The organism is Pradoshia sp. D12 (assembly GCF_008935075.1).
In the GTDB taxonomy this organism is placed as follows: Bacteria; Bacillota; Bacilli; order Bacillales; family Pradoshiaceae; genus Pradoshia.
Map to the genome: position 1 here is coordinate 1812919 of NZ_CP044545.1, position 13735 is coordinate 1826653.

13 protein-coding genes are annotated in these 13735 nt (G+C 36.4%); 9 read left to right on the plus strand and 4 right to left on the minus strand.

Annotated elements, in window-relative coordinates; translation table 11 throughout:
• Positions 1-195: 195 nt before the first annotated feature.
• Together F7984_RS08840 and F7984_RS08845 are read right to left on the minus strand one after the other, a co-directional pair.
• A complete protein-coding gene (locus F7984_RS08840; RefSeq protein WP_140461416.1) occupies positions 196-351 on the minus strand; it encodes a type II toxin-antitoxin system antitoxin in 156 nt (51 codons plus the stop codon).
• A 9-nt stretch (positions 352-360) separates the two neighbouring features.
• Positions 361-1206, minus strand: a complete 846-nt coding sequence (locus F7984_RS08845) for an SPFH domain-containing protein (RefSeq protein WP_139891992.1) — start codon at positions 1204-1206, stop codon at positions 361-363.
• Between the two features lie 222 nt (positions 1207-1428).
• Between F7984_RS08845 and F7984_RS08850 the strand changes: the two genes are divergently transcribed.
• Both F7984_RS08850 and F7984_RS08855 read left to right on the plus strand, forming a co-directional pair.
• Positions 1429-3174 (plus strand): ABC transporter ATP-binding protein, encoded by a 1746-nt coding sequence (locus F7984_RS08850; protein WP_140461417.1) that lies wholly within the window; start codon positions 1429-1431, stop codon positions 3172-3174.
• 3 nt (positions 3175-3177) lie between these two features.
• Positions 3178-4971 (plus strand): ABC transporter ATP-binding protein, encoded by a 1794-nt coding sequence (locus tag F7984_RS08855; RefSeq protein ID WP_140461418.1) that lies wholly within the window; start codon positions 3178-3180, stop codon positions 4969-4971.
• A gap of 175 nt (positions 4972-5146) precedes the next feature.
• Here the strand turns inward: F7984_RS08855 and F7984_RS08860 are convergent, their stop codons facing one another.
• A complete protein-coding gene (locus F7984_RS08860; protein ID WP_139891989.1) occupies positions 5147-5323 on the minus strand; it encodes an aspartyl-phosphate phosphatase Spo0E family protein in 177 nt (58 codons plus the stop codon).
• A 233-nt stretch (positions 5324-5556) separates the two neighbouring features.
• On the opposite strand from F7984_RS08860, the gene F7984_RS08865 reads away from it, so the two are divergent.
• The 7 genes from F7984_RS08865 (at position 5557) to rsgA (ending at position 10523) form a co-directional block, all read left to right on the plus strand.
• Positions 5557-6264: a cytochrome c biogenesis CcdA family protein gene (locus tag F7984_RS08865; RefSeq protein ID WP_066103982.1), complete on the plus strand. Its 708-nt coding sequence runs from the start codon at positions 5557-5559 to the stop codon at positions 6262-6264.
• 61 nt (positions 6265-6325) lie between these two features.
• Complete coding sequence (locus tag F7984_RS08870) at positions 6326-6685, plus strand: response regulator (RefSeq protein WP_139891988.1); 360 nt, start codon at positions 6326-6328, stop codon at positions 6683-6685.
• A 54-nt stretch (positions 6686-6739) separates the two neighbouring features.
• The gene (locus F7984_RS08875; protein ID WP_139891987.1) at positions 6740-7237 is read left to right on the plus strand and encodes a CcdC family protein; all 498 of its coding nucleotides are present in this window, start codon (positions 6740-6742) and stop codon (positions 7235-7237) included.
• 541 nt (positions 7238-7778) lie between these two features.
• Entirely contained in the window at positions 7779-8042 is a 264-nt protein-coding gene (locus tag F7984_RS08880; RefSeq protein WP_140461419.1) for a hypothetical protein, read from the plus strand.
• A 185-nt stretch (positions 8043-8227) separates the two neighbouring features.
• The gene (locus F7984_RS08885) at positions 8228-8764 is read left to right on the plus strand and encodes an ATP-binding protein (protein ID WP_066103966.1); all 537 of its coding nucleotides are present in this window, start codon (positions 8228-8230) and stop codon (positions 8762-8764) included.
• A gap of 167 nt (positions 8765-8931) precedes the next feature.
• Positions 8932-9168 carry a DUF3953 domain-containing protein gene (locus tag F7984_RS08890; protein ID WP_140461420.1) on the plus strand — a complete coding sequence of 79 codons (237 nt, stop codon included), beginning with the start codon at positions 8932-8934 and terminating at the stop codon, positions 9166-9168.
• A gap of 266 nt (positions 9169-9434) precedes the next feature.
• Entirely contained in the window at positions 9435-10523 is a 1089-nt protein-coding gene (gene rsgA, locus F7984_RS08895; RefSeq protein WP_225983692.1) for a ribosome small subunit-dependent GTPase A, read from the plus strand.
• A gap of 349 nt (positions 10524-10872) precedes the next feature.
• Here rsgA and F7984_RS08900 read toward each other — a convergent pair whose 3' ends face one another.
• Positions 10873-13485 carry a calcium-translocating P-type ATPase, PMCA-type gene (locus F7984_RS08900; RefSeq protein ID WP_192796843.1) on the minus strand — a complete coding sequence of 871 codons (2613 nt, stop codon included), beginning with the start codon at positions 13483-13485 and terminating at the stop codon, positions 10873-10875.
• Between the last annotated feature and the right edge of the window lie 250 nt (positions 13486-13735).

Genomic DNA, 13735 nt, shown 5'->3' on the forward strand with positions numbered 1-13735 from the left:
GTAGAAACGGGGATTTTGACATTGAGCAAACATAGACTGGTGGTTTTTATGTGTGCTCAAAAAACGTCAATAGGAATGGTAAAAGAGAGGTTTATTAAATCACCACAATAAAAATAGAACGTTTGTATTATTTTAAACAAACGTTCTAACTATGCTTCTGGCTATCTAATAGTCTCGAATTTATTCTTGTTGTTCTTAATCATCCTTCAATCGGCCTGTTTTTTTTACGGCTTCTTTTAAGAGGATTTCTATTTGAGCATTTACACTGCGAAGTTCATCATCTGCCCATTTTTCAAGTGCGTCATAAAGTTTAGGATCAATTCTTAGCGGATATGCTTTTCTTTTGGCCATCTTAAAAACCTAGTGAATGCTTCCTGTATTAATAATTGGCTGCGTTCCCTTTTCTGAAACAATTGCAACCATTAAGTTGTTGACCATTTGTGCTTTCTTGTCTTCATCAAGTTCAACAATATCTTCATCCGCCAATTGGTCGATCGCACTTTTCACCATTCCAATGGCACCATCAACAATTACCTTACGGGCAGCCAGCACAGCCTGGGCCTGTTGTCTTTGTAACATAGCGGAAGCAATCTCAGAAGAATAGGCTAGATGCATGATTCGTGCCTCAAGCACATCCACACCAGCTACCTCTAAACGTTTTTGTAAATCCTCTGCTAAAAAAACAGCAATTTCATCACTATTTCTCCGTAGTGACAGATCGGTTTCTTTGTCAAAGTGATCATAGGCGTATTGGCTTGCGATATGACGAATTCCCGTTTCACTTTGGATTTGTACAAACTCTTTGTAATCCTTCACATCAAAAGTTGCCTTCGCACTATCATTGACACGGTATACCACCACGGCAGCTATTTCAATCGGATTACCTTCTAAATCATTTACCTTTAGGGTATCGCTATTGAAATTGATGACGCGCAGTGAAACGCTGGATTTGATGGTAAAAGGTATTGCCAACCATAGACCTTGCTCGCGTATGACTCCTACATATGTTCCGAAAAATGTTAATACTTTTGCTTCGTTTGGTTGGACAATGGTGATGCCAGACAATAATACGGCAACAGCTATTAATAATACGATTGGAAGTACAGTTGATCCATTTATCAACATATAAGCACTAATGCTGATAATGACCAACCCTGCAAGGACGCCTAAATAACCATTCATTTTAACTGCCTTCTTTTCAACCATCTTAATGCCTCCTATATATCAAAGTGATATCACAATTATATCACTTATTTAGTTAGATAGTTAGCTTTTTATAACAAAATATACCAAATATTCTAATTAAGTTTGTAAAGCAATCCTAAAATACACCTGTATAATTATTCGGAAAGTTTAAAATAATCTTCCTTTGGTTTATTTGATTTGCTAAAATAAGGAGGCCTTATAAAAGAGAAAAGGAGGGCATTTGTGAAGATCTTTGTAAAGCTAAAATGGTTTTTTAAGAAAGAAAAAAAAGCATACATAATTGGCATCATTATGTTATTATTCGTAGCTATTTTGCAGCTGATTCCACCTAGAATTATAGGAATTGTAGTTGATCAGATTAATAATGATTCTCTGACAGGTGCAGGTCTTTCGAAATTGACTGCTATTTTAATTGCTTCGGGCGTTGGTATGTACATATTAAGATATTTTTGGCGAATCAAGATCTTTGGTTCAGCCGTGAAGTTAGCAAGAGAACTTCGTTATCGATTATTTGATCATTTCACGAATATGCCGTCATCCTTTTACCAGCGTAAGCGCACCGGAGATTTGATGGCACATGCGACCAATGACTTAAATGCAATCCAGCAAACCGCAGGAAGCGGTGTCCTATCCTTAGTTGATTCGCTAACGACCGGTGGGTTTGTTGTTCTGGCCATGGCCTTTATTGATTGGCGTTTAACGCTGTTTGCATTGCTTCCTATGCCCGTTATTGCCATCTCAACAAGCTATTATGGGAAGCTATTACATAAAAGATTTAGGGCTGCTCAGGCTGCCTTTTCTGAATTGAATGACAAGACCCAGGAAAGCATAAATGGGATTAAAGTGATCAAGACCTTTGGCCAGGAAAGAGAGGATATTGAATCCTTTCGGTCTTCCTCTAATGATGTAGTGGATAAAAACATATCGGTGGCGCGTATAGATGCCTTGTTTGATCCAACTATCAGTGTAATGGCGGGACTTTCTTATTTTATTTCAATCGCTGTTGGCGCGAAATATGTGATGGAGGGCAGTTTGACGATTGGTGAACTTGTATCTTTTTCAACCTATCTAGGATTATTGATTTGGCCGATGCTCGCTTTTGGATTCTTATTTAATATCGTGCAACGGGGGAACGCATCTTATGATCGAATTACTGAACTCCTAGCTGAAAAAACCGATATTTTTGATAAAACTGGCGCTCTTAACGAACAAGCCAGTGGTGATATAGAATTTGAGATTTCATCCTTTACTTATCCTGATGAAAAGGAACCTGTACTGGAGGATCTCTCATTTACGATAAAAAAAGGGGAAACTCTCGGAATAGTTGGGAAAACTGGTGCAGGTAAAACGACTTTATTAAAATTACTGATTAGGGAATTTGAGACAACAGAAGGGTGCATAAGCATTGGAGGACACGAAGTCCAAAATTATACGTTGAAATCCTTACGAGAAGCAATTGGGTATGTACCACAGGATCCTTTTTTATTTTCAGCAACAGTTGGTGAGAATATCGCCTTTGCTAAACCGAATGCTACCCAAGAAGAAATTAAGGAGGCGGCAATTCTTTCATATATTCATTCTGATATTGAAGGCTTTACGGAAGGATATAATACGGTTGTAGGTGAACGTGGAGTCTCGCTTTCTGGTGGTCAAAAGCAAAGAATCAGTATAGCAAGGGCATTGATGCTTGATCCTGAAATCTTAATTCTGGATGACTCACTATCGGCAGTCGATGCCAAAACAGAGGCAACAATCCTCCAGAATTTAAAGGAAAACAGAGTACACAAAACAACGATTATCACATCCCATCGGTTAAGTGCTATCCAGCATGCCAATCTAATCATTGTTCTGAAGGACGGTAAAATCGTTCAAAAAGGTACGCATAGGGAGTTAATGGACTTGGAAGGCTGGTATAAAGAAATGTACCAACAGCAACAATTAGAAGAATTAGTGGAGCAGGGGGGATAAGAGATGGATGAACTTAAATCAATAACAGGAAAAGAACAGCGAGCAATTCTCTTCCGTCTCTTGTCCTATGCGAAACCATATAAAAAGAGATTAATAGGAGCATTTTTCTTATTATTTCTTGCGACAGTGGCTGACATCACAGGACCTATTTTAGTGAAGATATTCATTGATGATTATTTAACGCCAATGAATATGCAGTATAAGCCAATAGCTATTTTGGCAATCGGGTATTTGATACTCCTGTTTGCTAAAATGTTTATTACTTATTTTCAAGAGTTTTCGTTCCAGCTTGTCGCTTTAAAAATTATTCAGCAGCTTAGGGTTGATGTTTTCAGTAAAGTACAAAGCCTTGGATTGAGATATTTTGATAAAACACCAGCAGGAGCAATTGTATCCAGGATTACTAATGATACAGAAGCAATTAAGGATATGTTTGTGACTGTGATTGCAGCTTTTATATCCAGTGGATTTTTCGTGATAGGGACGATTATTGCGATGTTTATTTTGAACGTTAGGCTTGCTGTGTTTTGTTTATTCATCCTGCCCATTTTATATTTGCTTATGAGATTTTATCGTAAATTCAGCAGTGTTTTTTATCAAGAACTCAGGGAAAGGCTAAGCCAGTTGAACGCCAATTTAAATGAATCTCTCCAGGGGATGTCTATAATTCAGGTGTTTCGCCAGCAGAAACGCTTAAAGGATGAGTTTGAGGAGATTAATCAAAAACATTATGAAGCAGGAATGAGGAATATTAAGATAGATGGGTTATTGCTAAGGCCAGCGATAGATCTAGTATATATATTTGCGATTGTTCTTGTGCTCAGTTACTTTGGGATCAACTCGATGAATTCAGTAGTTGAAATAGGTGTTTTGTATGCGTTTGTAAACTATATTGATCGTTTTTTTGAACCAGTTAACCAAGTGATGCAAAGATTATCCTTATATCAGCAGGCAATTGTGGCTGGATCAAGAGTATTTGCTGTTTTGGATGAAAAAGAGTTAGCCCCCGGGGCAGAGAGCATTCAAACGTATAAAATCGAGCTGGGTGTCGTTGAATTTAAAAATGTTAGTTTTTCTTATGATGGAAAGAGAGATGTACTAAAAAACATCTCCTTTAAAGTCAATGAGGGCGAAACAGTTGCACTTGTTGGACATACGGGTAGTGGAAAAAGTTCTATCATAAATTTGATCATGCGTTTCTATGAATTTAATAGAGGAGATATATTAATTGATGGGAAATCCATCAAAAGTTATTCAAATGAAGAACTGCGGGGGAAGATGGGGCTTGTATTACAGGATGCTTTCTTATTCTATGGGTCTGTTAGAGATAATATCAGTTTGCATGATCAAACAATAACGGACAATGAAATAGAAGAGGCAGCTAAATTTGTTCAGGCGCAATCCTTCATTGAAAAGCTACCTGATAAATATAATCATTTAGTAGTGGAGCGGGGAGCAACATTTTCGAGCGGTCAAAGGCAGTTGATTGGCTTCGCGCGAACAATCGTGAGAGATCCTAAAATTCTTATTCTTGATGAAGCGACTGCCAATATTGATACAGAAACTGAAGAGGCTATTCAAAAAAGCCTGGAAAAAATGAGAAAGGGCAGAACGACAATTGCAATTGCCCACCGTCTTTCCACAATCCAAGATGCTAACCTTATACTTGTTTTGCATCAAGGCCAAATTGTTGAACAGGGAACACATCAGGAACTGCTGGCTAAGCAAGGGCTTTATTATAAAATGTATTTACTTCAAAATGGTATCCGTTCAAGTTTCAACAAAGATGTAAGCTGAAATAAAGACTCTAACTAAATAAATCGCATCCGATGAATCGGATGCGATTTATTGTTTTTCTGAAATATACTTTTGGGTGATTCCTGAAACTGTTTGAACAGTGTTTTAATGGAAAAAGAATGAGTTCTTCTAACTCTATTCTATCCTTATGTGTTTAGGTTTTTCTTACTTTAGCTTAACATGATATTTTTGATCTATTGTATGTTTTTTCAGGTTGATAGTTGTTTAACAGATGATCGAGTTCCTGGCTATATTGAATGGTTGTTTGAGATGATAATCCATTCTGAGAGACGATAGTAACTAGTTCTGCACGCTTGATTTCTATTTTATCTAACAACTCTTGATTATCCATGGTTGCAGATCCTTCCTCGTTTAGTGGATTATGTTTAAATTTACAAGGTTATAACATATTCTTACAGAAAAGAATTGCGGTAAAACTATTATACATAAATTTTACTAAAAATGTAAAATATATTGAAAAAATAAAACTATACTCTTTATCATCTGCTCAGACAGTTACTTTATATGGAGTAATTTGGTACAATGTAAGGTGGAATGAATTAGAAACAGTGGGGGTAATTTCATTTGGGTGATATTAATATATTTTTGGCATTCGGAGCAGGTTTCCTCAGCTTTATATCTCCATGCTGTCTTCCGCTTTATCCGGCCTTTCTTTCATATATAACAGGAATGTCGGTTGGAGAATTAAAAAATGATAACGCGATGATGCATAAAAGGAGTCTATTACATACTTTCTTTTTCTTAATTGGATTTTCCATTATTTTTATAGCACTGGGATTCAGTGCATCTTATATTGGAACCTTCTTTGAAAACTATGGGGATATTATCCGGCAATTAGGTGCTATTCTTATAGTCTTTTTTGGCTTAATTATAATTGGCTTCTTTCAACCGAAGTTTCTTATGAAAGAACACCGTTTTGAATTTAAAAATCGTCCGGGTGGTTATATCGGATCAATTTTAATAGGAATTGCCTTTGCAGCAGGATGGACTCCATGTACTGGACCTATTTTAATGGTTGTCATTGGGATGACCGGAACCAACCCGGAATCTGGTATGTTCTACATGTTAGCTTATATTTTAGGATTTGCTATTCCGTTTTTTATTATGTCTTTTTTTATTGGGAAATTAAGCTGGATCAAACGTAACTCGGATAAAGTTATGAAGGCAGGCGGAATGTTAATGATTCTGATGGGAATCGTTTTGTTTTTTGATTGGATGACCAAAATAAGCTCCTATTTTATCGCTTTATTCGGAGGATGGAGTGGTTTTTAACTAGTTTTAATCATATTCAGCACAGAGTTATACTTTTATTTTGTAACAGGGGGAACTAAAGATGGCTAATATTCTAATAGTGGATGATGCAAAGTTTATGCGGTTGACGTTGGCAGCTATCCTTAAAAAAGGAAATCATCACATTGTTGGAGAAGCAGAATCAGGTATAGAGGCAATTGATCTATATGAAAAGTATAAGCCTGATTTGGTTACTATGGATGTAACGATGCCATTAATGAGTGGATTAGAGGCGACCAAAGTAATTAAGGGTAAATACCCGGATGCCAAAATTATTATGTGTTCGGCAATGGGTCAGCAAAAGATTGTCAGAGAATCTATAGAAGCGGGTGCAAAAGACTTTATTATAAAACCATTTGAAGAGATAAGGGTAATAGATGCGGTCAAGCGTGTCTTGGATTAACATAAATCGTATTAAACGTTTGAAATTAATGTATGCTAAAAGGAATGATGATATATGATGTTTGCAGTATCTACAATACTTGCAGTGATAATGGGACTTTTTGTTTTTGCAGTAAGGATGAAGGCATCTCAAAAACCGGCTTCTATCAAAAAGATTATATTGCCGCCGTTTTTTATGAGTACCGGTGCACTTATGTATGTATTCCCATATTTTCGGTTAACTGGAATGGAAATACTCGAGGCAATCATACTGGGCATGTTTTTTTCCATATTTTTAATAAAGACATCCAAATTTGAAATTAAAGATAAACAAATATATATGAAACGGTCGAAAGCTTTTGGAATTGTCCTTATAGGACTCATTTTAATCAGAACCATCCTTAAGGTATTTTTAAGTTCATCAATTGATTTGGGTGAAACAGGAGGAATGTTCTGGCTATTGGCTTTTTCAATGATTGTGCCATGGAGAATAGCGATGTATATGCAATATAAGAAGTTTGAGAACATCTTAAATGATACACAGGCAGGTAATAATCCGGTTACTTCCGTATAAATGATAAAAAACGACCTTTGGTCGTTTTTTTAATTTTGGCTGTTTTAACCCGAATCATGTTAATTGTGTTGAATTTGTTTCACAAAATACAACCGTATTTTAAATTGAAGATATTTTTGAGGAAGATCATAAAAATAAAAGGCTGTTTTCGCATAGATTGTTGCTCTTGAATAAAAGGATATAAATATCCAATTTGTGGTACAGTTGAATTAAGATGGCTTGTTCAACAAACGGGGCAGGTTAGCGGAAGAATGACTTGAACAAAATATGGCGAATAATTGATATTAGAACATACCAACGACTAAAAGACGATCAACGAATTAGGGATAAAACCAGTAAATAAATTTCAGGGAGAGTAACATGAATTTTAATGAGTCGGTTTTGGATGAACAGCTTGAAATACTAAAAAGCTTTTTATGCCATTTATTCTAGTTTTAGATATTTAAATGAGAAATTTGATAACCTATGTAGATTTGGTTCTCAGGAATTTTGGAAGTATACAATAGATGCACATTACTTTCAGTTAATTAATCTCTGGTGTATGAATTTTGGCACTGACGAAAATGAAATACACTGGAAGAAGCTTGGATTAGATGGTGATTTAAAGCCAATTATTTTGTCTAACATAGAGTTAAGTGAGAAAGATTATAATTTGTACTGGAAGAGTTTGAAGGATTGGCGAAATATGTATTCAGCACATAGAGTACCAGGATTTAAAGAAAAGACACCAGACTTGAAAATAGCCCGAATGGTAGTATTTATATATGAAGACTGGGTTGAAAGGAATATTGATGCAATCAGTTAGTTATTCCTCATTGAAACTATATGAGGAAAACTTTAAAGAAGAATTAAATTTATCAATTAGCACTTTGCTAACAGCGTCAAAATAATACATAGTCTTTAAGCAGGGATAAATATTTTTGGCTATTATAGCTTATTGAACTAAAGGGGCAGAAGAGTTGAAGAAGCCTATGATTAAGGATGGGGAAAATGAAAGAAAAAATACACATATTGGGAGCCTCTGGTTCTGGTACTTCAACGCTCGGTTCTTCATTATCAAAGGTCTTACCTCATACACATCTTGATACTGATGACTACTTTTGGACAACTAAATTTACTAAACAAAGAGAAGTACCTAAAAGAAGAGAAATGCTTGAAAAAGATTTATTACTTAATGAAAACTGGATTCTTTCTGGTGCAGTGTGTGGTTGGGGTGATAACTTTAAAAGTTATTTTGACCTTGTTATATTCTTATGGGTTCCGCAAGATATAAGGCTTGAAAGGTTAAAGCAGAGGGAATATGAGCGTTATGGAAGTCAAATATTAACTGGCGGAAGCAAATATGAACAATCGAAAACTTTTTTAGAGTGGGCTTCTCTTTATGATAGTGCGGGAATGAAAGTTAGAAGTAAAAAATTGCACGAGCATTGGATGGCAGACTTATCTTGTCCAGTATTAAAAATTGAAGGGGATTATTCAGTCAATGAAAGAGTTGATATTGTCTTAGATTATCTAAATACTAATTGAACTAACAGGGAGTTGATCCAAGAAGGATTAATGTCCTTTTCTGTTGAACTCCTTATGGAAGTAAAGGGGCAGGTTAGCTCAAGAAGGAATTGAATAGAATAATAATGTAAATGTGATATGATTAGACAAAAACTTGGGGATATGACTTGTTGTAAGGGGAGAGAAATATGCTAAAAACATTAAGAATTATTTTATCGATAGGTGTTCTTGCATTAGCGTTTTTTGGTCTAATAACTAAGAACTTTGAGTATATGCCTTATTTAATGATGGTACTAAGTTTTTTCATATTGACTACGGGACTAATTGAGCTTCAAAAAGATAAAAAAGCATTTTGGGGTTATATGTCTATTGGTGTTTCTGGTTTTGTTTTTTATGTTTCAATTCAGGGATTCTTATTGAGTTAACAGGGATATTAGCAAAAGAAAAGGCTGTCAAATTGACGGCCTTTTCTTTTGCTGCTAACGGGTCAGTTTAGTGAAAGAACATTGTTTAATTTGTGTTGAACATTAGAGTTGGATTGTACTAATATAAAACTTATAAGTAATGAAAGGAGCTGCTGTGTTTATGTATAGCAAGCGAAATGTGGAGATTGTAACAAATAGGGAGGTATGCACAAAATAAACTAATGCATAAAACCTCCCAAAAGTTATTATCTAAACTTTAGGAGGAAATGAAATTGAATAATATTGATATGAAAAATTTAGGACTTACTGAAGAATTCATACAGGAGTCTACAATATATAAAGACCTTTTTATTGGGCGAGTTTCATCACAATCTAAAAATTTATATAAGGTGATTACAGAAAGTGGTGAGGTTGTTGCTGAGATATCCGGTAAGTATCGCTATAATGTAACAGGAATTTCTGAATATCCTGCTGTTGGAGATTTTGTTATGATCGACAGAACAAATAATTCAAAGGGGAACGGAATTATTCATCATATACTTTCACGAAAAAGCGTATTTGGACGTAAAATGGTAGGAACCAAAAAAGATATTCAGATTGTCGCTACAAATATTGATACGGTTTTTATTTGTATGTCACTGAACAATGATTATAATCTGCGTAGACTAGAGCGTTATCTTTCTATCGCTTGGGACAGTGGTGCAAACCCAGTTGTTGTACTTACAAAGTCAGATTTATGTGATGATATAGCATCAAGACTTGATGAAATATATTCTATTGCAATTGGTATAGATGTGATTGTTACAACAAATACTTCTGATGAAGGATGCCAATCTTTAAAAAAGTATCTTTCAAATGGGAAGTCAGTAGCGTTTATAGGTTCATCTGGAGTTGGGAAATCAACCTTAATTAATTGCCTTATCGGCCAAAACTTATTAGATACAAATGAAATAAGGAATGATGATAAAGGCAAACATACTACTACAAGCCGTGAATTAATTATGTTGCAAAATTTAGGTGTTGTTATAGACACTCCTGGTATGAGAGAGCTTGGAATTATAAGTGCAGATTTAACCAAGTCTTTTTCTGATATTGAAGACCTTGCTAATGATTGTAAATTTAATGATTGTACACACCAACATGAGCCAAACTGTGCAGTACAAAAAGCAATGAAAGATGGATTTTTGTCAATTGAAAGGCTAGAAAGCTACTGGAAACTAAAAAAAGAGACTAAGTATCAAGGTTTGAATTCTAAAATGATTGAAAAAGAAAAGGCAAATGAAATGTTTAGTAGCATAGGCGGCATGAAAAATTTCAAGAAATTTAAAGAACAAAATAGAAAGAAAAGAAGATGAAGTTTTATAGCTCTTTGAAGTGAAAAATAGGTAACAGCTCGATGTTGAGCTGTTACCTTATTTTTTGGTAGATAGTATAGTTAAATGAGATTTTATTTATAATATTTGTGAAGGAATGTACTTAAACAAACAGGAGAGTTAGTCCAATAACAAGTACAACCACTTCCTTTTTGGAGGTGGCTATTTTCATAAAAACAAGCGTTAATCAATAGCAACAATACTTACGAAAACAGCCAAGTAAAAATAGCTAGAGGCTATTCTAGTAACACCAAGGGGAAAAGAATCAGAAAAACCGAATGGATTAGCCGAATAAAAAGCACCCAATCGGGTGCTTTTTAACTGCTGGAAATTAGGTTGTCTTAGTTCTTCTGATCAGTTTTTCAATCTCAATTACAATGATTGGAACAAATCCAAGTCCAAGCGCGATCAGATAGTATTCAGAAGGAAGAGGAGTTACCTCGAAAATATAAGCAAGCGGTGGTATAAATACAATCGCAACTATAAGTAAAAGTGAAGCAAGCAGGGCAAGAATCATATATTTATTTTCACGAATATCGGATTGGAAAATAGATTTGGTTGTTCTTACATTTAGAACATGAAAGAGCTGCGAAAGTGATAAAACTAGAAAAGCCATTGTTTGGGCAGCGCCTAATGAGTTCAGATTGACTCCTGCCAGATAAAAGCCGATTAAGGAAAGTACAGCAAACATCAACCCCTGAAGGACAATCCGGTAAAGGAGCCCACCTGCAAAAATTCCTTCTGCTTTTGGCTTCGGTCTCCTCTTCATAATATCTTCTTCAACAGGTTCCATTCCAAGAGCGAGTGCAGGAAGTCCGTCTGTCACTAAGTTCAGCCACAAAAGATGGATGGCAAGGAGCGGTGTTTGTTGCCAAATAATCATGGCAATGAAAACAATAAATATCTCACCCATATTAGTGCCAAGCAGGAATTGAATGGCTTTGCGGATATTATCATAGGTACCGCGACCTTCTTTTACTGCATCGACAATTGTCGCAAAATTATCATCCGTCAAGATCATATCTGATGCTCCTTTCGCGACATCCGTCCCCGTTATACCCATCGCGCAACCGATATCAGCTGCCTTCAAGGCAGGAGCATCATTAACCCCGTCACCTGTCATTGATACGATTGCACCTTTTTGCTGCCAGGCGCGGACAATCCGTATTTTATCTTCCGGTGACACACGTGCATAAACAGAGTACTCATCGATTGAGTCATTTAATGCTTGATCGCTCATTTTTTCAAGTTCTGCACCACTAAGAGACTTTTGTCCGGCATTTAATATACCGAGTTCTTTGGCAATGGCATTTGCTGTTCCAATATGGTCACCTGTGATCATAACCGGGCGTATACCAGCTCTTTTACAAACCTGTACGGCATCCTTAGCTTCTGCACGTGGAGGATCAATCATTCCAAGCAAGCCGACAAAGTGCAAATCATGCTCAATCTCATCGCTATTAGGGTGATCAGGAACACTGTCAAGTTCCTTAAAAGCAACAGCGATAACACGCATAGCTTCATCCGTCATTTGGTTGTTAATTCTCTTGGCAGCTTCAAAATCACCAGTTTTACAACGGTTCATCAATACATCAAAAGCACCTTTTGTTAATGCATAAGGTTTTCCTTCTATTACATGGATGGTTGTCATTAGCTTTCTGTCAGAATCAAAAGGAATCTCACCAACACGGGGTGCTGCTTCATGGAGGCTTTCTTTTGTCATTTGATTCTTAAGCGCTGCTGAAAGGATAGCAGTCTCTGTTGGATCGCCGATGTGCTTTTCTTCTCCATCTACGATTTCAACGGTCCCATTTGATGCAAGTGAACCAAGGCGAAGCAAGGATTTAATTGGACCGGAAACATGGTCAGTTATATCTTCTGGTTCACCTTTAACCCAGGCTTTGATGACTGTCATTTTATTCTGTGTAAGTGTACCTGTTTTATCAGAGCAAATAACAGAGGCACTTCCTAAAGTTTCAACTGCTGGAAGCCTGCGGATTATAGCATTTCTTTTGACCATTCGCTGGACGCCGAGTGCTAAAACGACTGTGACAATTGCTGGCAAACCTTCTGGAATAGCAGCGACTGCTAAGGATACTGCAGTCATAAATATCTCGAGTATCGGCATTCCAGAGAAGAATCCGATAGCAAAGATTACAATACTGATGGCAAGCGCCAGCAAGCCGAGGTACTTTCCTAGCTTGCCTAGTTTTTGTTGCAGAGGTGTCTGACCTTGGTCAGCTGATTCAAGCAATTCGGCAATCTTGCCCATTTGTGTATCCATTCCGGTTCCAGTTATAATTGCTTTTCCGCGACCATAGGAAACACTGCTGCCTGAAAAAACCATATTCACTCGATCTCCAAGGGGTGCATCCTCATTAACTGTTGCATTCTGATCCTTTTCAACTGGAACGGACTCTCCAGTTAAAGCTGACTCCTCAATTTTCAAGGAAGCTGCATCAACTAATCTTCCATCAGCCGGAATGAAATCACCAGCTTCAAATTCGATTAGATCACCAGGCACAATCTGGCTTGCTTCAATCTCGGTTAATTTTCCATTACGGATGACTTTTGCCCGTGGAGAGGAAAGGTTCTGTAGTGCCTCGAGTGATCTTTCCGCCTTATTCTCCTGAACAACTCCAAGTACAGCATTCAATATAACAATACTTAAAATAACAACTGGTTCAATATATTCCTTTGTATCATGGCCTTTAAGGGCGACGAAAAAGGAAACCGCAGCCGCGATGATTAGAATCAAGACCATGATATCCTTAAATTGTTCAAAAAAACGTTGGACGAGCGACTTCTGTTTCTTTCCTTTTAATTGATTAAGTCCGTATTTCGCTTGGTGTTCCGCTACTTGTGCGTCGCTTAAGCCAAGCTTACTATTTGTCCGATATTCCTTTTCGATATCATCGAGTTTTTTCATATGTGGATTATTCATGAAGAAACCTCCATTCTTTTTCACTAAATATGCCTTTAGCATATCCAAAAGAGAGCGAAGGATTCTTTTAAGATAATAAATTAATAAAGAAAGGTAGACTTACTCAATATCTTCTTTTGATATCATAAAGAATTAATGAAATACAACTATTCACTCGAATTGGACTTGCCGATAGAAGTGAGATAGTTAATGAATAAGCATTGTTTTATTACTTAGATACGATAGGTAAATATTATCGATTAATGGGGGA

Excerpts from the sequence above, each read along its gene's own strand:
- F7984_RS08860 (WP_139891989.1), bottom strand. The coding sequence starts at position 5,323 with ATGGATAATCAAGAGTTGTTAGATAAAATAGAAATCAAGCGTGCAGAA.
- F7984_RS08880 (WP_140461419.1), top strand. The coding sequence starts at position 7,779 with ATGAATTTTGGCACTGACGAAAATGAAATACACTGGAAGAAGCTTGGA.
- F7984_RS08870 (WP_139891988.1), top strand. The coding sequence starts at position 6,326 with ATGGCTAATATTCTAATAGTGGATGATGCAAAGTTTATGCGGTTGACG.
- F7984_RS08890 (WP_140461420.1), top strand. The coding sequence starts at position 8,932 with ATGCTAAAAACATTAAGAATTATTTTATCGATAGGTGTTCTTGCATTA.
- F7984_RS08885 (WP_066103966.1), top strand. The coding sequence starts at position 8,228 with ATGAAAGAAAAAATACACATATTGGGAGCCTCTGGTTCTGGTACTTCA.
- rsgA (WP_225983692.1), top strand. The coding sequence starts at position 9,435 with ATGAAATTGAATAATATTGATATGAAAAATTTAGGACTTACTGAAGAA.
- F7984_RS08855 (WP_140461418.1), top strand. The coding sequence starts at position 3,178 with ATGGATGAACTTAAATCAATAACAGGAAAAGAACAGCGAGCAATTCTC.
- F7984_RS08840 (WP_140461416.1), bottom strand. The coding sequence starts at position 351 with ATGGCCAAAAGAAAAGCATATCCGCTAAGAATTGATCCTAAACTTTAT.
- F7984_RS08900 (WP_192796843.1), bottom strand. The coding sequence starts at position 13,485 with ATGAATAATCCACATATGAAAAAACTCGATGATATCGAAAAGGAATAT.
- F7984_RS08845 (WP_139891992.1), bottom strand. The coding sequence starts at position 1,206 with ATGGTTGAAAAGAAGGCAGTTAAAATGAATGGTTATTTAGGCGTCCTT.
- F7984_RS08875 (WP_139891987.1), top strand. The coding sequence starts at position 6,740 with ATGATGTTTGCAGTATCTACAATACTTGCAGTGATAATGGGACTTTTT.